We start from the raw sequence: 16,693 nt of genomic DNA, 5'->3' as shown, positions 1-16,693 counted from the left end.
AAGGGCGGTGTGGTGCCGTCAGCCCCCGGCGTCGCGGCCGTCGTGCCGAGAACCGCACCACCTGGGCGGCCGCGTCCGGCGCCCGTGCGGCGCGCCGTCGATTCCCGTCGCCGGGGGTCGACAGTCCGATCGGTCACCGCGCCGGCTCGTACGTGACCCCGTGCGGCGCGCCGGCCCATCGGTGGAGGGCGGCGTCGAGCTGGGTGACGGTGTCGGGGTCGGCCGTGTCGCAGGCCCAGGCGACGACGCCGTCCGGGCGTACCAGCACGCCCGCCGGCGTCGCCGGGCCGTCGTCCGCCACGCGGCGCACGCGTCCGGCCCAGGGGGCGGCGTGGCGGGCGAAGGTGCCGTCCGGAGTGCGATCGAGCAGCAGGAATCCGCCGGTGTGGCCGTGGTCGGCGAGGCGGGTGCCGTCGTTCAGCCGGAGGTCGGGGGCGTACCGTCCGATCAGCGGGTGGTCGCCGGGCAGGTCGATGTGCTGGGTGACCCCGGAGATCTTCTTGACCGCGTGGGTGGCGCCGGACGGGGTGCCGAGGAGGTCGGCCACGACCTCGCGGAGTGCCGCGGACTTGGCGTCGCCGCGCAGCACGCCGATCTGGGCGCGGGTCCAGTCGAGTACCCAGGCGCCGAGGGGCCGTCGTTCGGCGTCGTAGGTGTCGAGGAGGTCCTCGGGGGCCCGTCCGGTGGCCACTGCGGCGAGCTTCCAGCCGAGGTTCATGGCGTCGCCGACCCCGAGGTTGAGCCCCTGGCCGCCGAACGGCGAGTGCACGTGCGCGGCGTCGCCGGCGAGGAGTACCCGGCCCGACCGGTAGGAGGCGGCCTGGCGGGCGTTGTCGGTCCAGCGGGTGGCGGCTCCGCGCAGTGCGGTGAGTGTGACGTCGGTGCCCGAGACCCGGCGGAGGCTGGCCTGGACGTCGTCGAGGGTGACGGGGGCGGTGCGGTCGTGGTGGGCGCCGTCGAACTCCACGGTGACGACCCGTCCGGGCTGGGGCCCGTAGCGGTACGCGCCCTGGGCGGACCACGCCCAGCCGTCCGCGAGCTTCTCCGGGTCGGCGATGTCGACGACGGCCAGGTGGCCGGTGAGTTCGGGGTCGGTGCCGGGGAAGCCGATGCCCGCAAGACGGCGTACGGTGCTGCGCCCGCCGTCGCATCCGACCAGCCAGCCGGTGCGCAGGGGGCCGACGTCGGTGTCGACGAGGACGCCGTCGCCGGTGTCCTCGAACGCGGTGACCTCGACTCCGCGTCGCACCGGGACGCCGAGCCGCGCGAGGTGGTCGGCCAGCAGCGCCTCGAGTTCGCGCTGCGGCACCAGGCGGGCGCCCGCGGCGGCGGTGTGGTCGGCGAGGTCGGGGTCGGACCAGTCCACGAGGTCGGGGTCGAGGACCATGCCTGCGAAGTGCCCGGTGAACCGCGTCTCGCCCGCCTTCCGTTCGGCAGCCGGCTGGTGCCGACCGTCGGCGGGCCGTTGCCGAGCGTCGGTGGGGCGGGTGGGCGGCCCCATCCGCGCGAGCAGCTCCCGCTGCACCTGTTCGGCGGCGGGCAGCAGGCCGCGGCGGTCGAGCGCCTCGGCCGTCGGGATGTTGATCCCACCGGCCTTCATCGACTCGTCCGGCTCGGTCCGCCGCTCGAGCACCTGCACGGCGGCCCCCGCGAGCGCCAGTTCGGCGGCGAGGACGAGGCCCACCGGCCCGGCGCCGACGACGGTCACGTCCACGGTCTCGGCGCCATCTGGGCCCATGCGCTGCGGAGTAGTCCGAGCAGTGTCCCGATCCGGGCCGGGCTCCGGGCTCGCATCGTGCTTCGGGTCCTGCTTCGGGTCCTGGTCCTGGTTCGGATGGATGCCGTTGGTCGGATTCACGGCGTGCTCCTGTCTCTCGGTACGAACACCGTTCTATTAACGAACAGCGTTCGTGTCAAGCTATGATGGTCGGGTGAACCCGAGAGAGCGACGCGCGGCGCGACAGCAGCCGCCCAACCCCGAGGCCGAACCCGCTGACACCAGGCGGCGGCGCCGCACCGCCCCGATCACCGTCGAGCAGGTCATCGACACCGCGCTCGGCGTCATCGCCACGGAGGGCTACGAGGCGCTGACCATGCGCCGACTGGCCGGCGCACTCGACACCGGGCCCGCCTCGCTCTACGCCCACGTGGTCAACAAGGCCGACCTCGACGACCTGCTCATCGGACGGCTCTGCGCCGAGCTCGACCTGCCCCGGCCCGACCCCGCGGCCTGGCAGGAACAGATCCGCGACGTCTGCACCCGCATCCGCGACCAGTACCTGAAGTACCCGGGGATCTCCCGGGCCGCCCTCGCCATGGCGCCCACCGACCTCGAGACCATCCGCGTCAACGAAGGCCTGCTGGGCATCCTGCTCGCCGGGGGAATCGCCCCGCAGGCCGCCGCCTGGGCCGTCGACGCCCTCCTGCTCTACGTGGCCGCGTACTGCCTCGAACTGTCGATCGTCCGCCAGCGCGCGGCACACGAGGACGACGCCTGGGTCCTCGACCGCGACGAACTGCTCCGCCGCTTCGCCGCCCTGCCCGCCGCGACCTTCCCCCACACCACCCGCCACGCCGCCGAACTCACCGCCGGAGAGGGCCACGACCGGTTCGACTTCACCCTCACCCTGATGATCAACGGCCTCGCGCCGCGCTGAACGTTCCGTCCGTCGGATCCGATGGTTCCGCCCGGTCGGTCACGGCGCCGTACGCTCCGAGGCATGCACACCACCCTGACGGAACACGCCCGGTGCGTCTTCGGCGACGAGTACCGCCCCGCGCCCGAGTGTGCCGGCAACCACGAGGAGTTCCTCTTCGTCGAGCGGCTGACCTTCGCCGACGCGGACTCCGTCCTCGCCATGCTCCGCGAGCTCTGCCCGCACATCGTCGACGGCGAGCTGCCGGTCTGGGTCCGGAACCTCGCCTACCGCCTGCTCCTCCTCCAGCGCCCCGACGACCCGGAGCTGCTGCGCGAGGCGGCCCACAGCCTCTACCTGCACGGCCCGGACTGGGACGCCATCGCGGCAGACCTCCAGGCCCGGGCCGACGCCCTGGAAGCAGCACGCCCCCGCCCCTGACCGGCGGCAGGCCGTCGCCGGAGGTGCCGGAGGGCCGTGCCGGTCACGGGACGCCGTCGACGGCTCCGGCCGAGCGAAGTGATCGCCCGAGGTCCCCGGTGAGGGCGCGGGGGTGCCGTCGCCACCACCACAGGTCGGGGCCGGGCAGTCGGTGGAACTGCTCGAGCGCCTGGCCGTCGTCATCGACGGTCGCGGCCCGGTACCGCCCGTCCAGGGCTCTGATCCGAGGAGTCCAGAGCTGGACGACATGGTCGTCCAGCAGGAGCCATGCCTCGTGGAGCCAGTTCCGGCAATAGAGGTCGTTGGTGTACTCGTAGATGTCGTCGTCGTAGCCGCGCTCGACGGCACTCACCAGGGCGGCCCACGCGTTCACCCTGTCAGCGACCGTGAACGCCGTCCGCCAGCCACGTCGGTGCAACAGCTCGCCTACCTCGGTTTCAGTGGCCATGAGCGTGAGGCTCTCACGCTGGAACCCCTCGGGCCACTGAGGTGAAGTCCGTCAGAGGCCGACGATCCGCGGGACCGAACCGAACGGAACCTGACGCTGTGACGGCCTCCCCGCGTTCGCGCCGGGCCTGCCCTCATCGCTGCACCGACGGCACGCTGATCAGCAGGGCCTCGGCGCGGATGCCGCGGTGGTGCCGCCGCCCGGCGGGCCGGGCCCCGTCAGCGAATGCTCCGGGCACGCCCTCGCGAGACGGGCCGACACCCCTTGACCGTGCGCTAGTCGAGGAGGTCGGGGCGCCAGATGGTGGGGCTGGTGGGGTAGACGCTGGCCGTGGGGGAGACGTTGTAGGCGGCGTCGGTGGCGTCGGCGGCGACGACCCGGCCGAGGGCTTGGTAGGAGAGGGCGGTGGGCTGGCGTTCGGAGGTGCAGTCGGCGGGCGGGGTGAGGACGGTGGTGCCGGCGTCGAGGTCGATGACGTGGGCGGTGGCGGCGCCCGGGCAGGGGTGGATGGTCCCGGCGCGGGCGAACTCTAGGTGGACCTTGGCCCGGGTGGGGGCGCTGGCCCGGTTCGTCACCTTGAGGGCGAAGGAGACCCGGTCGGCCTCCACCAGGACGCAGACCCGCCAGGTGACGACGTCGGGGCCCTGGAAGGGGCGGCTGCAGCGGCTGTCCTCGCCCAGCGTGCCCTTCTCGACGCCGGGGCGCTCGGTGGCCGGCGCGGGTTGGACGAGGGGCGGCCGTTCGGTGGCGGGGGTGCTCGGGGCGGCTCGTCCGGCCGGGGCGGGGCGGGTGGCGGGGGGTGCCTGGGGCACCGGGGGTGTCAGGGGAACCGAGGTCGTCGTCGGGGACGCGGGGGATGTGGGAGACGCGGGGGATGTGGGGGCGACGGCGTCGGCGGAGTCCTCGACGGGCGTGGGGGCGGAGCCGCCGAGGAGGTGGAGGCCGAGGAGGCAGAGGAGGCCGAACAGGGCGCAGGCGGCCGCGGCGGTGAGTGCGCCGGTGAGTCGGCCTGCGGTCCGGCGGGCGCGGGCCTGGCGGTGGGGGCGGCGGGCTGTGGTGGGCAGTGAATCGGTGGCCGGGGCGGCTTCGGTGGGCGGGGCGGCGGGTGGCTCGGCAGGTTCGGGCGGTTCAACCGGTCGAACCGGTTCGACCGGTCCGGGCGGTGAGGCGGCGCGGCGGGTGCTGTCGGTCCGGTCGAGGCAGTCGACGGCCTTCTCCCAGGCGGTGCGCAGCGAGCGGCGCTGCGCGGCGGTGAACCGGCCGCTGCCGAGCATCACGTCGAGCACCTGAGCCGAGGGCAGGGTGTGGCCGGTCAGGACGCGGTGCCAGGTGCTCTTGCCCACCGGGCGGCCGGCCTTGGTGGACCGGTTCTCCAGCGACCGCCCCTGCAGGTCCAGCTGAGCCGTCAGCGTGGCGATCAGGTCGGTCCACTCCTGGACGTCCGGCGGGTGCGGAACGGGGATCGCACGCCCCCGGGTGGGCCGACTGCCGCTCATCTGCCTCCTCCTCGCGCCTTCCCGGCGACCCGCCGCCGTCCCAAGTCCGCCACGTCGGTGCAGGTCACAGCCCTGTGGGACGGGCGGGCGGGCTCTGGGACATCTGGGACCGGCCCAGGCTACCGACGGCGCCCCGCCCGGTGGCATGGTGATTGCCGTCGGCGCTCGCCGACGCCTCCCAAATCCCCGTCCCGGCCCGGGACTTCCTTCGCCGTGCCCGGGCGGGGAGTGAACCCGAAGGAGTGATCCCCGTGAACCAGGACCACCGCCGCGCCACGGACCGCACCACGGAGCGCGGCACGGACCGCGCCTCGTCCCGTGCTCTGCCCCACGCGGTGCCCCTCGCCCGGACGGGGCGCGTCGTCGGCACGCTCGTCGCCGCGCTGGTCGTCAGCGGGGTCCTCGGCGTGGGTGCCGGCGCGGCGGACGCCGCGGCCACCGGCGGCGGCACGGACGCGAGTGCCGTCACCAGTGCCCCCGCCACGCGGGTGGGCTCCGCGCTCCGCGACCGGATCGTCTCCGTCGCCCGGGGCGAGGTCGGGGTGCGGGAGGGCAGCGCGGAGTGCGACAAGTACTTCCCGGGCGGGAGCCACACCTGCAGGACCTCCTGGTGCGCGGCCTTCGCCGAGTGGACCTGGCGCAAGGCCGGGGTCAAGGAGGTCCCGACCGACCTGACCGGTCGTGGAGTCGGCGCCTGGGGCCAGAAGCACCACCTGTGGCGCGACCGCGGCGCGGCCCGGCCCGAGCCCGGCGACCTGGTGGTGTACGGCAAGCCTGCCCCGCGGGAAACCGGCGGTCACGTCGCCGTCGTGGTTGCGGTGCACGGCGACGGGACGATCGACACCGTCGACGGCAACTACGGCGACAAGGTCACGCTGCGCAGCCACCTCGACCCCGAGCACGCGACCGGCGGCGCGAAGGGCCTGCCCGTTACCGGCTACGTCACCCCGCCCGGCGCATGACGGCACGAGGCGCCTGACGGTACGCAACGCCTGACGGCAGCACGTAGGGCCTGACGGTGCGCAACGCCTGACGGCAGCTCGTCGGGCCTGACGGCAGGCGCCGCCCGACGGCCGCACGAAACGCGAGAGGACCCGGGAGCGTAGCCAGCTCCCGGGCCCCTTTTTGCCGCCCAATTGCGCACACCGGCACGTTTAAGGGTCGCGGATCAGATTGAAACCGACGCGTTCTACCTTTGAACTACCGTGCCACGGAGCGGCACAGACAGGACTTGAACCTGCATTCGTCGATATTCGTCCGCACCCGGTCGATCCGGCGTTCGGCGGCGAATGCTGAGACTGGAGCGAGAATCTGAGTTTGAGGGGGCCTGCCTCTGCCTGGCTTGGGCTACCCCGGCCCGTGGTGCCGGGGGGAGGATTCGAACCTCCACTGTGACCCCTTGGTCAGCTTCAACATCAGTGTCAGCTTTGCGCGCCGTGCAACGCACCCGCCCGGCTCGGCGGGCGAGGTGACGTGCTCGGCGCACCCGCCCGGCTCCCCGGGCGGGCGATCATGGGGCTACCTGAACAGGTAGCCGAAGACGGCGTCACCCACCCGCTGGTCGGTGACCTCCACCGCGTTGGCCTCCTCGCGGGCGAACTTGACGGCCTGCTGGAGCTTCTCCACCCGCTCCGCGAGCTCGTTCACCCGACGGGCCGGCAGCGCGCCGGAGAACTTGACGGTGGTCCAGTAGCCGACGGCGATGTCCTCGTAGTACACCTCGACCTGGGCCGGGTGCTTGTCGGTCGCCTCGGCCTTGACGTGGTTGCGCGGGACCTTCTTGGTCCGGATGGTGCGCACCGGCTCGGTCTTCCAGGAGTCGGTGGACGCGTCCAGGTTCCACGACTCGGAGGCGTCCAGCACTGGGAGCTTCTTCACGAAGGTGAAGAGGTCGGTGAGCTGCTTCTCGAGGAAGAGTAGGTACGGCACCGGGACGCAGGCGAGCAGCACCTGGCCGTCCACGACCACGTCCGCACTCGCGCCGACGTTGGCCCAGTCCTTGGTGGCCGTCACGTCGAACAGCCGGGTGAGGGTCACCGCGGTGGAGCGCAGGACGTCCTCGGCCTTCAGCTGCACCCGGGTCGACTCGGGAGGCAGCTGCTCGCCCTCCTCGTCCTTGGGCTGGTACGCACGGGAGATCCCGGCCAGCAGAGCGGGCTTCTGCAGATCCTGATGGGCCTGCGTCAGCTCCTGGAAGGACTTCGACTTGACGCCTTTTTCGACGGCGATGATCTGGTTCAGCTTTGCCACGTCGAGGAAGCTATCAGTATCGAACTGATCGGCGATACCCGATTTCTGATCCCTACTGATTCACCACGTGTTCCCTACCGATCGCCCCTCCTCAGTCGCCCGACCGGGTCAGCCGAACCGACCTGCGGAACCGACCTGCGGAACCGATCGGTCCCGTCCGGCCGGCTCGTCCGACGGGCCCGTCAGATCGGCGCTCCGCTTCGCTATCCGCGCCCGCCCGCCGCCTCGGCCGCGCGCCCGCGGGCCGCGCGGACGGTCGCCGACGAGGCGGCGGCCACGGTGACCACGGCGCAGAGCGCGACGGTCGCGCCGATCTGCCACCACGGGACGACGGTCGGTGCGTCGGGCACGAGTCGGCTCAGCGAGGCGTGCTGGGTCGCGGCCGCGGCGACGGTCGCCGCCGCCGCGAGGGCGGTGCCGACGAGGACGGCGACGGCGGACTCGGCCGCGACCACCCTGACGATCTGCACGCGCACCGCGCCGGCCAGGCCGAGCAGCGCGAACTCCCGCCGCCGACCGGCCACCGCCATGACCAGCGTGTTGGCGACCGCGATCAGCGCGTAGGCCAGCGCGATCCCCAGGATGACCACCGCCGCGGTGTCGGTCTGCTCGGCGGCCTGCGTGCGGCGCGCCTCCAGGTAGGCGTCGTAGGTCGTGAGGTGCGCCCCGGAGCCGGTCAGCGCCCGGCGAACCGCGGCGGTCTGCCCCTCGTCGAGCGGACGCCCCCGGCCCGTCTCGGAGTCGAGGTAGACCTGGGTCGGCGCCGGCGCGCCGGTCACGGCGGCGGACAGGTAGGTGTCGTCGCCGTGCAGGCCGCGCGCCACGACCGCCGCGATGACGGTCGGCACCCGCGCGCCGGTCGGCAGCAGGGCCACCACCTGGTCGCCGACCGCGAGGCCGTCCGACTCGGCCGCGTGCTCGTCGATGACCAGGAAGTTCGCCGGCGGTGAGGCGAGTGAACCGGAGCGCACGGGCGGGGTGATGGTGGTGCCCAGCGCCGCGGCGGGAACCGCGAGGGTGCTCAGCGAGTCGATCTGGTCGCCGGCGGCGGTGCCGATCCGGACGTTCATCGAGGTCACCGGGGTGACCCGGACCCCCGGGACCGCCGCCAGCCGTTCCAGCGTCCCGGCGTCGATCCCGGAACCGCCCGGCACGACCACGCCCGCCGCGTGGACCTCCTGCTGCTGGCGGGCGAGCACCGCCGCGTCACCGGACCGCTGCATCGTCAGCAGCGTGCCGACCAGCCCGACGGCCACCACGATGGGCGCCACCGTGGCCGCCGTCCGCCGCCGGGCGGTGAGGACGTTCTCGCGCACCAGCAGCGGGCCGGCCTTGGCGGAGCCGCGCAACGGGCCGACCAGCAGGCGGGTGACCGGACGCACCAGGACCGGAGCCAGCAGGGTGAACGCCCCGACGTAGAGCACCGGGACGGCCTCGTACTTGCGCGCGCTCGCCGCGAGGTACGGCTCGGTGCGCGCGATGACGACCCCCGCGGCGACCGCGCCGACCAGCATCCCGGCCCCCAGCAGCCAGCGGACCGGCGTCATCGCACGCCGCTCCACCACGCTCTCGCGCAGCACCTCCACCGGCCGGACCAGCGAGACCCGGACCAGGGTCGAGGCCGAGCCGGCCAGCGCCGCGGCCACGCCGAGGACGAAGGCGACCAGCAGGGCCGGCAGGCCGATCGGGATCGTGAACCAGTCCGGGGCCACGCCGTGGCCGAGCATCCACGACCGCAGCGGCACGGTCCCCAGCGGGGCCAGCACGCAGCCGACGGCCGCGGCCGCCACCCCGATCAGCAGCGCCTCGCCGAGCACCATGCGCCGCACCTGCCGGGGCGAGGCACCCACCAGCCGCAGCAGCGCCAGCTCACGGCGGCGCTGCTCGGCGGCGAACGCGAAGGTCGCGGTGACCACGAACACCGCGACGCACACCGCGAGTCCGGTCGTACTGCCGGCCATCGCCTGGGCGTCGGCCAGCGCCTGCGCGCCGCCGGTGGAGTCGGGGTCGAGCCGGGTCAGGTCCGCGCCCCCGAGGACCGCGGCCCGTCCGGCGACGGCGGCCGCGAGCCGCCCCGGGGGCTGGTCGGTGACCAGCGCGTTGACGCCGGGGGAGAGGCGCTGCGCCTCGGTGTCGCCGAAGAAGACCGCGCTCTCGAACCAGAGCGCGTCGGTGACGCCGACCACCGTGTAGAGGCGTGGCCCGTCGGGCGCGGGGGCGCCGGAGGCTGTAACGCCGGAGACTTCGCCGAGGGAGGCGGCGGCGCCGTCGGAGGCTACGCCGTGCGACGTTGTCCCGGTGCCGGTGGCCGCAGTGCCCACCTCCACCGTCCGGCCGACCAGCGACTCCGCGCCACCGGTGACGGCGATCTCGCCCGCCGCCTGCGGGGCACGCCCGGCGACCAGGCGGTAGCCCGCGAAGGCGGCCGAGGACCAGGGGTGGCCGGTCCGGCCCACCTGGCTGGTCGCTCCCGAGGAGCCCGCGTCCAGCCGTACCGGGAAGCTACGGTCGGCGGTCGCCGTCCCCGCCGTGGTCACCTGTGCGACGACCTCGGCCGACAGCACCGCCGGGGCCTTCATCGGCTGCCCCTCGAAGCCCAGCGGGGCGACCACCGCCGCGGCCGCCCTGAACCGCTGCGGTCCCGGGTGCGGCGTGCCGAAGGTGGCGGCCAGGGTCAGCGCCATCATGCCGATCATCGTGGTGCCGAGCGCGAGGGCGACGAAGGCGCCGAGGAAGCCCGTGAGGCGGTGGCGCAGCGTGGCCAGGGCGAGGCTCAGCACGGCTTCGCCCGATTCCCACCGAGGCCTGCCTCGTTTCGCCGTTCGCTGTTTCGCCGTTCGCTTTCCGACGGCCCGTCCATTCCGTCCCGGGCCTCCGATCCCGGCCCGCCGCCCGGCTCCAGGGCCGCCATGCGCAGCGCCACGCCCTCGGCCGTCGGCTCGAACAGCTCGCCGGCCACCCGGCCGTCGGCGAGCAGCACCACCCGCTGCGAGTACGAGGCGGCCACCGGGTCGTGCGTCACCATGATCACCGTCTGGCCGTGCTGTTCGACGACCCCGCGCAGCAGGGCCAGGACCTCGCGCGCGGTGCGCGAGTCCAGGGCGCCGGTGGGCTCGTCCGCGAAGATCACCTTGGGCCTGGCGGCCAGCGCACGCGCGATGGCTACCCGCTGCTGCTGGCCACCCGACAGCTCGGCGGGCCGGTGCTCGCCGCGCTCGGCGAGACCGACCTCGGCCAGGCCCCGCTCGATCGCCGCCGGATCTATTGCTCGGCCCGCCAGTCGCAGGGGAAGCTCGACGTTCTGGCGAGCCGTCAAAGCGGGTACGAGGTTGAAGGACTGGAACACGAAGCCCATGTGCGCGCGACGCAGCTCGGTGAGGGCGCGCTCGGAGAGCATGTGCAACGGCGCGCCGTCCAGCAGGACCCGGCCCGCGTCGACCCGGTCGAGACCCGCCGCGCACTGCAGCAGCGTCGACTTGCCGGATCCCGACGGGCCCATGATGGCGGTGAAGGTGCCCGCCGCGAAGGCGACGTCCACCCCGTCGAGCGCCCGCACCGAGCTGTCGCCGCGCCGGTACGCCTTGTGCACACCGATCAGGCGGACGGTGTCGGCCACGCCCGCGTCCGCCGCGGTGTCGGGTGCGGGACGCGCAGCCCGCGTCGGTAGAGCCCTGTTCCGGAACACTCGCTCGCCATCTCCCTTGATCCGACGGCCGGTTGGACCGGCCGGGCGGCAACGATCACCCGCCGCACCCGACGCTAGGCCCGCCGACGGCGCCCGCACCTCCGGACTGCCCCTGATCTCGACCCTGAGGAACCCCTGACCCGTACGCTGACGGGCAGAAGGGTGCGCCCCGAACCTGGGCTCTCCCGCCCGTGCCGCAACTGTGAATTCCTGTAGGGGTGTTGGCGCCGTCGCCCCGGTCGGAAGGGCCGGACGAATCCCAACTGCACGTCAGCGCAGGCCCGCTCCCTCCTGCGGCCACGCCGGGCTTCCCGGCTTCGGCCCGACGCGCCGGCCAGGCTCGGCAGGTGCGGGGCACTCGGACAGCCGCCGCCGCGCGTACTCGTCGTCCGGGGGCGAGGTCGCGAACCGCGCGCTCGCGGCCCGGGCCCGGCCGCTCCCGCCCGACAACCGGACCAGGCCGTACAGTGCGCCACGGTCACCGTCCTCGGCACGGGCGAGCAGCGCCCCACTCATACCCCGCTCCTGCAACGTCCTGTTGAGCTGACGCCGCGCGTGGACGTCCGTGACGGCGAGCTCGGCGAGCTCGCCGAACCTCCCGGCGTCGCCGAGCAACACCAGATGCCACAGGTGGCAGTTGTGTTCGTGCGGATCCGGCGAGAAGCACACGGCCTGGGCGCTCACCGGGGCGATGGCCGTGTCGTGGTCCCCGCGCTGCTCCGCCGTTTGCGCCTGCCCATACCACCCCATGAGGCAAGTGTCGCCGCCGCCGCGCGTCCCCAGCCGGCCGGCAGCCGTGGCTCCTGTCGTAGGTTCCCGACCACGGAAGAGCAGCAGGAGTTCACCAACAGCGTGGGCGGCGCCCGTCCACTCTGCTCGGCGTTGACGGTCAGAAATACTGGTCCGGTGTCCAATCGTCAGGGAAAACGCTTCCGTACCGTCAGCCCCGTCTGGTAGATCTGACCGACGTGGCGCCATCTCCCGCTCGGCGGGACCCGCGCCGCCGTCAGACCGCAACCACCGAACTCTCCCCTCTGGCGGAGAGTCGAGCCGTGGAGGACCACGACGTGTCCGTCGTCGCCGTGTACGTTCCCGCTCCGTCGAAGCGGAATTTCCAGATCGGCCTGCGCGAGTCCATATGGGGCTGGAAGCGCGACACCGCCGAGAAGGCCGACACCCCCCGAGTCCTGGCCGCGCTGAGGCCCGGCGACTACGTCCTGTTCGGCCACCGGGGACCGAACGCCCGTGTCCCCGCCGGCGACTGGGCCGGAGCGGTCCTGCGCGAACTGGCCGTCGCCCAGGTCACCGGGACCGTGTACCCCGACCAGAGCGAGATCTGGCCCGACGACACCTACCCCGTCCGGATCCCCCTCGACGTCCTGGATCTCGAGTCCACCGTCGCCGGAGCACAGCTCGGCGCCGCCGCCATGGAAGCCTTTCGCCTCTCCGCCAACAAGCAGGGCGCCCCGGTCCCCGTGACCGACCCCGAGGTCATGACCAGGCTAATCGACTCCATCGAGCACCAGCCGCAGTCCCCGGAGGAAGCGGCCACCGAGCAGCCGACGCTCCCCATCCCCTGGCACGGCCCGACCCCCGTCCCGAGCCGGGACCGCTACCTCGACCTGGGCGACAACCTGGACCGGGCCGTGGTCACCTTCGCCCGCCGCGAGCAGGCCCGGCTCCGCCGCGAGAAGTTCAACGGGGCGAGTTCCATCCGCTGCGACCTCTGCGGGCGGACGCTGCCCTCCGGACTCGTCCGCGCGGCCCACGTGCGCAAGAGGTCCCGGTGCAACCTCGAACAGCGCTCCCACCTCGCGAACCTGATGGCCGCCTGCCTGCTCGGCTGCGACGCCCTGTTCGAGGACGGCTTCATCCGGGTGTCCCCTGAGGGCATCGTGGAGGTCTCGTACAAGGGCGCCGCCTCGGCCGACCTCCTCACCGTCGCCAAGACCCTCGAAGGCCGGCGCTGTACCGCCCACACACCGGAGAGCGCGGAGTACTTCGACTGGCACCGGAGCAACTCCGCCGCGCCGCCGGCCGCCGCGCCTGCCCTGACCGGACGCGCCGCACTCGTGCTCTGAACACCACGGGAGGGCGCCGCCCTGGGGCCTTCCCCTCTGTCGGCACCCTCCTATGACGCTCTGTCAGACATCGGTGATATGCATCGGTCATGTACGTACACCGGGGGGTCATCGGCGGGGTCGCGCGGCGGGCCGCGCAGCCGGAGTTCATCGACGAGTGCACAGAGCGGTTCAAGGCCCTGCACGGCGCGGACCCGAGGCCGGAGGAGGCCGGCAGCTGGCAGGGCAGCTGGCCGGTCCTCCTCGACGCGCTGGTGCGCGCCGGGCTCGGGGACCTCGACGTCCTGCTGGAGCTCTCCCTCCCGGGAACGGGCGAACGCGTCGACGCCGCGGTCGTCGGCCGGGACGCTGACGGCGCCCTGACCGTCGTGGTGGTGGAGCTGAAGCAGTGGACGCGGGCCCGGCCGTCACCGGGCCCTCCCGCCTCGCTCGAGGTCGGAGGGCGGACCGTGCCGCACCCCGCCCGCCAGGTCGGCGGCTACGTCCACTACCTGCGGGACTGGGCCCACGGCGGCAGCGGCGTACGGGCCAGGGGCACGGTGGTCCTGCACAACGCCCCCGCCGGCCTGATCGACCTCCTGCGGGGGATGGCCTCCGCCGGTGGACCGAGTGCCGAGTTCCCTCTCCTCGGCCGCGACGACCTCGCGAGCAGTGTGCCTGCCGAGGAACTCGCGCGGCGCCTCGGCTGCGCCGGCCTCGGTCCCGCCCCTCAGGACGCCGTCGACCGCTTCCTCGAAGGCCGCCACCGGCCCTCCGAGCGCGTCCTGGAGCGGCTGGCCGCCACCATAGAGAACCGCCGCCAGTTCTTCCTCATCGGCGAACAGGACCGAGCCCGCCTGGCGATCCTCGAGGCCGTCGAACAGGCGGCCGCCCAGCGGACCTCCGCCCACGGGCAACCGCGGCCGGGTGCCATGGTCCTCGTCATCGGAGGACCCGGCACCGGCAAGACGGCCATCGCCGCCCGGGTCATGGGCGACCTGTGCCACATGCCCGGCAGCAACCCCCGCCTGCTCACGCCGTCCGGAACCCTCACCCGCCAGCTCCAACGGCTGCTCAGCGAGGACGCCCGCGGCCTCGTCGCCACGTTCAAGAACAAGAACCCCGGCGGCCTGGACAAGAGCAGCGTCGTCCTCCTCGACGAGGCCCACCGGGCCGCCACCTACCCGGACCAGCGCGGCCCCGGTTTCCCCATCGTCCTGCGCAAGCTCCTCGAACAGGTCGCCGTCCTGGTCCTGTTCCTCGACGAGCGCCAGATCGTGCGTCCCACCGAAGGCCTCAAGGCCGACGAACTGGAACACCACGCGCACGCCGCCGGGGCGCTCTTCCGGCGCATCGACCTCGACACCCAGTTCCGCTGCAACGGCTCCCAGGCCTACCACCACTGGGTCGACACCCTGTTCTCCGAAACCGGCACACCACCCCCGTGGAGCGGCGGCGGCTACGACCTCGCCCTGGCCGCCGACCCCGACGCGCTCGCCTCCTGGGTCGACGGCCACACCGCTCACGGCCACAGCGCCCGGATCACCGCGGGCTTCTGCTGGCCCTGGAACGCCACCGACGTCCCCCCACTCGAGCCGGAAGTCGCCATCCACTGGCACGGCCCGGACCACGACGAGCGCTCCTGGGCCCGCCCCTGGAACCTGCGTGCCGAACAGCCCGTCCCCGGCTTCCCCGACGTCCCGGCCCGCCCCTACTGGGCGACCGACCGCGGCGGTCACGACCAGGTCGGCTGCATCTACACCGCCCAGGGCCTCGAATACGCCTTCGGCGCCGTCATCCTGGGCCCCGACCTCGTCCGCCGCCGCGACCGCTGGCAGGCCCACCCCGAAGCCAGCCACGACGCCCGCCAGCTCCGCTCCCTCCCACCCGAGCGCTACCAGTTCTACGCCCGCAACACCTACCGCGTCCTCGCCACCCGGGCCACCCGCGGCACCCGCCTCTACTCCACGGACCCCGAAACCCAGGCCTACCTCGCCTCCCTCCTGCCCGGCACCTGACGCGGCAAGCACCGGGACGGCCCCTCAGGCCGAGAGCCGGCCCCGGCCCCGGCCCGGGTCGACGGGCAGCCGGCCGGCGCCGAGCGCGGTCAGCAGGTCGTTCGGATCGGTCCCGAGACGGACCGTCCGCGCCACGTCGTCGAGCCGCACCCGTAGGGGACCGTGGTCCAGTTCCAGCACGTCGGTGAGCGACAGGACGCGTGGCGGGTGCGCCGGAAGCGGGCGGAGAAGGCCTTCGCCGCCTGGCCGGCGAACGGCTCCGGCGAGTGCGAGCACGTGCAGTCGGCCAGCAGGGCGTGATGACGAACGGGCCAGGACACACGTGCCCGACCCGTTGCTCGGAGCGGCTACCACCACCCGCGGCGGATGCCGTCCCGACCCGACCCAGCCGACCCCGGCACCTGTCCCACGGCGCAGGTCCCGGAGACCCCCCGAGGGCGGTTTGTCGGTGGCGTCGTGTCGGGTGGGCGCCATGACTGTCCACGACCTCGTCGCCACCCTGCCCCGACCGCACGAACTGCGCGCCCGCTGCCGCGCGGTGGCACTGCTCGACGCGATCGTCTCCGTGCCGTACGCCCCCGGCCACACCTTCACCGTCGACTGGCGCCCGGGCGTCGATCTGGCCTTCATGGACAACGGCTCCGGTGACCAGTACGCCGTCGTCTTCGACCCTGCCGGCGTGTTCCTCTACGGCTTCGACCACGAGAGCGACGCCACCCCGTGGCGCGCGGAGGACCGTGCCCACTGGCCCGGCCTGCTCGACGGCCTGCCCGCTTCACTCGCGCCCTACGCACAGGCGGAGGAATTCCTGTTCGACGGGTTCTTCGACGCGACCGTGTGCGCCTGGTACGAGACCGGATCCACCACCTGGCGGTGCGGGCCGGTCGAGTTCGCCGACGGCGACACGGACGGTGCCGACTGGCTGTTCGACCTCCTCACCGCGACCGACGGCGCCGGGGCCTTCACCGCCTACGCCGAGGACCACCACGAGCACACCGTCGACAAGGAGGCCGTGGCGGCCGTCCTCGAGGGCGCCCCGCTGGACGACCGCACGCTCACTGCCCTCTCGTCGCACGCGGACTTCGCCACCATCGCCCTCAGAGCCCGCGCTCTGGGGTACCCCGTGAAATCCAGCTGAAGGCCACCCGGCACCGTCGTCTCCACGGACCTGCTGACGGAGGCGGTCCGGGAGGACTAACCACCCCGGTCCGCGGAAGAACCTCCAGGTGTACGCCTCGGGTCTGCACGGGGCCATCGGCGGCGCGGCGCCCGCCTGGTCCAGTCGTAACGGTGAGTCGAACAGGGATGCAGCACGTCACTCCGGCGAAGGCGTAGATCGAACTGACGAACCATCGCTCCAGCGTGATGATCTGATCTCGGACAGTAACCGGCGCGATCTCGACAGTCCCACTCATCTCCTCATCACGCGCTGGCCCTTGCCGCCGCGCTGGACCCGCCGCGGGCTCGACGGGAGCGCGGGATCGGGAGGGGATATGGCGAGGGGCACCGCCCATCAGGTCGAACTGCTGCGCGCAGAGGTCGGGACGGTCCTACAAGCCGGCTTAGAGGGTGTTCGATACCGATTTAGGCTGCCGCGAGGAGTTTCGGGCGGAGGTATTGCCCGATTCTGTCCGGGCTGGCGGTCAGTCGGGTGGCCAT

The 16,693-nt window shown here is 73.4% G+C and carries 14 protein-coding genes; 6 read left to right on the top strand and 8 right to left on the bottom strand.

Annotation, left to right across the window (positions count from 1 at the left end; translation table 11 throughout):
- Positions 1–133: 133 nt before the first annotated feature.
- Positions 134–1,738 carry an FAD-dependent oxidoreductase gene (locus ACIRS1_RS19420; RefSeq protein ID WP_402841260.1) on the bottom strand — a complete coding sequence of 535 codons (1,605 nt, stop codon included), beginning with the start codon at positions 1,736–1,738 and terminating at the stop codon, positions 134–136.
- Between the two features lie 193 nt (positions 1,739–1,931).
- On the opposite strand from ACIRS1_RS19420, the gene ACIRS1_RS19415 reads away from it, so the two are divergent.
- Both ACIRS1_RS19415 and ACIRS1_RS19410 read left to right on the top strand, forming a co-directional pair.
- Complete coding sequence (locus ACIRS1_RS19415) at positions 1,932–2,657, top strand: TetR/AcrR family transcriptional regulator (protein ID WP_402841257.1); 726 nt, start codon at positions 1,932–1,934, stop codon at positions 2,655–2,657.
- A 63-nt stretch (positions 2,658–2,720) separates the two neighbouring features.
- Positions 2,721–3,077: a hypothetical protein gene (locus ACIRS1_RS19410; protein ID WP_387900254.1), complete on the top strand. Its 357-nt coding sequence runs from the start codon at positions 2,721–2,723 to the stop codon at positions 3,075–3,077.
- A gap of 43 nt (positions 3,078–3,120) precedes the next feature.
- Here ACIRS1_RS19410 and ACIRS1_RS19405 read toward each other — a convergent pair whose 3' ends face one another.
- Together ACIRS1_RS19405 and ACIRS1_RS19400 are read right to left on the bottom strand one after the other, a co-directional pair.
- Positions 3,121–3,525, bottom strand: a complete 405-nt coding sequence (locus ACIRS1_RS19405; RefSeq protein ID WP_402841253.1) for a hypothetical protein — start codon at positions 3,523–3,525, stop codon at positions 3,121–3,123.
- A 275-nt stretch (positions 3,526–3,800) separates the two neighbouring features.
- Entirely contained in the window at positions 3,801–5,021 is a 1,221-nt protein-coding gene (locus ACIRS1_RS19400) for a hypothetical protein (protein ID WP_402841250.1), read from the bottom strand.
- 251 nt (positions 5,022–5,272) lie between these two features.
- Between ACIRS1_RS19400 and ACIRS1_RS19395 the strand changes: the two genes are divergently transcribed.
- Positions 5,273–5,983, top strand: coding sequence for a CHAP domain-containing protein (locus tag ACIRS1_RS19395; RefSeq protein WP_402841247.1), 711 nt, complete (start codon positions 5,273–5,275; stop codon positions 5,981–5,983).
- Positions 5,984–6,539: 556 nt separating this feature from the next.
- Here the strand turns inward: ACIRS1_RS19395 and ACIRS1_RS19390 are convergent.
- From ACIRS1_RS19390 to ACIRS1_RS19375, 4 genes are all read right to left on the bottom strand, one after another.
- Entirely contained in the window at positions 6,540–7,271 is a 732-nt protein-coding gene (locus tag ACIRS1_RS19390) for a hypothetical protein (RefSeq protein WP_402841244.1), read from the bottom strand.
- A 203-nt stretch (positions 7,272–7,474) separates the two neighbouring features.
- Entirely contained in the window at positions 7,475–10,051 is a 2,577-nt protein-coding gene (locus ACIRS1_RS19385) for an FtsX-like permease family protein (RefSeq protein WP_402841242.1), read from the bottom strand.
- Positions 10,045–10,887 carry an ABC transporter ATP-binding protein gene (locus ACIRS1_RS19380; protein WP_402841239.1) on the bottom strand — a complete coding sequence of 281 codons (843 nt, stop codon included), beginning with the start codon at positions 10,885–10,887 and terminating at the stop codon, positions 10,045–10,047. Before ACIRS1_RS19380 ends, ACIRS1_RS19385 begins: the two co-directional genes overlap by 7 nt.
- Before the next feature lie 339 nt (positions 10,888–11,226).
- Positions 11,227–11,706 carry a hypothetical protein gene (locus tag ACIRS1_RS19375; protein WP_402841236.1) on the bottom strand — a complete coding sequence of 160 codons (480 nt, stop codon included), beginning with the start codon at positions 11,704–11,706 and terminating at the stop codon, positions 11,227–11,229.
- A 302-nt stretch (positions 11,707–12,008) separates the two neighbouring features.
- Between ACIRS1_RS19375 and ACIRS1_RS19370 the strand changes: the two genes are divergently transcribed.
- Both ACIRS1_RS19370 and ACIRS1_RS19365 read left to right on the top strand, forming a co-directional pair.
- Complete coding sequence (locus ACIRS1_RS19370; RefSeq protein ID WP_402841233.1) at positions 12,009–13,037, top strand: hypothetical protein; 1,029 nt, start codon at positions 12,009–12,011, stop codon at positions 13,035–13,037.
- An 89-nt stretch (positions 13,038–13,126) separates the two neighbouring features.
- Positions 13,127–15,034 (top strand): DNA/RNA helicase domain-containing protein, encoded by a 1,908-nt coding sequence (locus ACIRS1_RS19365; protein WP_402841230.1) that lies wholly within the window; start codon positions 13,127–13,129, stop codon positions 15,032–15,034.
- 24 nt (positions 15,035–15,058) lie between these two features.
- On the opposite strand, the gene ACIRS1_RS19360 is transcribed toward ACIRS1_RS19365, so the two are convergent.
- Positions 15,059–15,214, bottom strand: a complete 156-nt coding sequence (locus ACIRS1_RS19360) for a hypothetical protein (protein ID WP_402841227.1) — start codon at positions 15,212–15,214, stop codon at positions 15,059–15,061.
- Between the two features lie 292 nt (positions 15,215–15,506).
- Between ACIRS1_RS19360 and ACIRS1_RS19355 the strand changes: the two genes are divergently transcribed.
- Positions 15,507–16,172, top strand: a complete 666-nt coding sequence (locus ACIRS1_RS19355; protein ID WP_402841224.1) for a hypothetical protein — start codon at positions 15,507–15,509, stop codon at positions 16,170–16,172.
- Positions 16,173–16,693: the final 521 nt, after the last annotated feature.

This window comes from Kitasatospora sp. NPDC101176, assembly GCF_044768035.1.
In the GTDB taxonomy this organism is placed as follows: domain Bacteria; phylum Actinomycetota; class Actinomycetes; order Streptomycetales; family Streptomycetaceae; genus Kitasatospora.
This window is presented reverse-complemented; position numbering and strand designations above follow the sequence as displayed.

Excerpts from the sequence above, each read along its gene's own strand:
- ACIRS1_RS19420 (WP_402841260.1), bottom strand. The coding sequence starts at position 1,738 with ATGGGCCCAGATGGCGCCGAGACCGTGGACGTGACCGTCGTCGGCGCC.
- ACIRS1_RS19410 (WP_387900254.1), top strand. The coding sequence starts at position 2,721 with ATGCACACCACCCTGACGGAACACGCCCGGTGCGTCTTCGGCGACGAG.
- ACIRS1_RS19405 (WP_402841253.1), bottom strand. The coding sequence starts at position 3,525 with ATGGCCACTGAAACCGAGGTAGGCGAGCTGTTGCACCGACGTGGCTGG.
- ACIRS1_RS19400 (WP_402841250.1), bottom strand. The coding sequence starts at position 5,021 with ATGAGCGGCAGTCGGCCCACCCGGGGGCGTGCGATCCCCGTTCCGCAC.
- ACIRS1_RS19375 (WP_402841236.1), bottom strand. The coding sequence starts at position 11,706 with ATGGGGTGGTATGGGCAGGCGCAAACGGCGGAGCAGCGCGGGGACCAC.
- ACIRS1_RS19365 (WP_402841230.1), top strand. The coding sequence starts at position 13,127 with ATGTACGTACACCGGGGGGTCATCGGCGGGGTCGCGCGGCGGGCCGCG.
- ACIRS1_RS19355 (WP_402841224.1), top strand. The coding sequence starts at position 15,507 with ATGACTGTCCACGACCTCGTCGCCACCCTGCCCCGACCGCACGAACTG.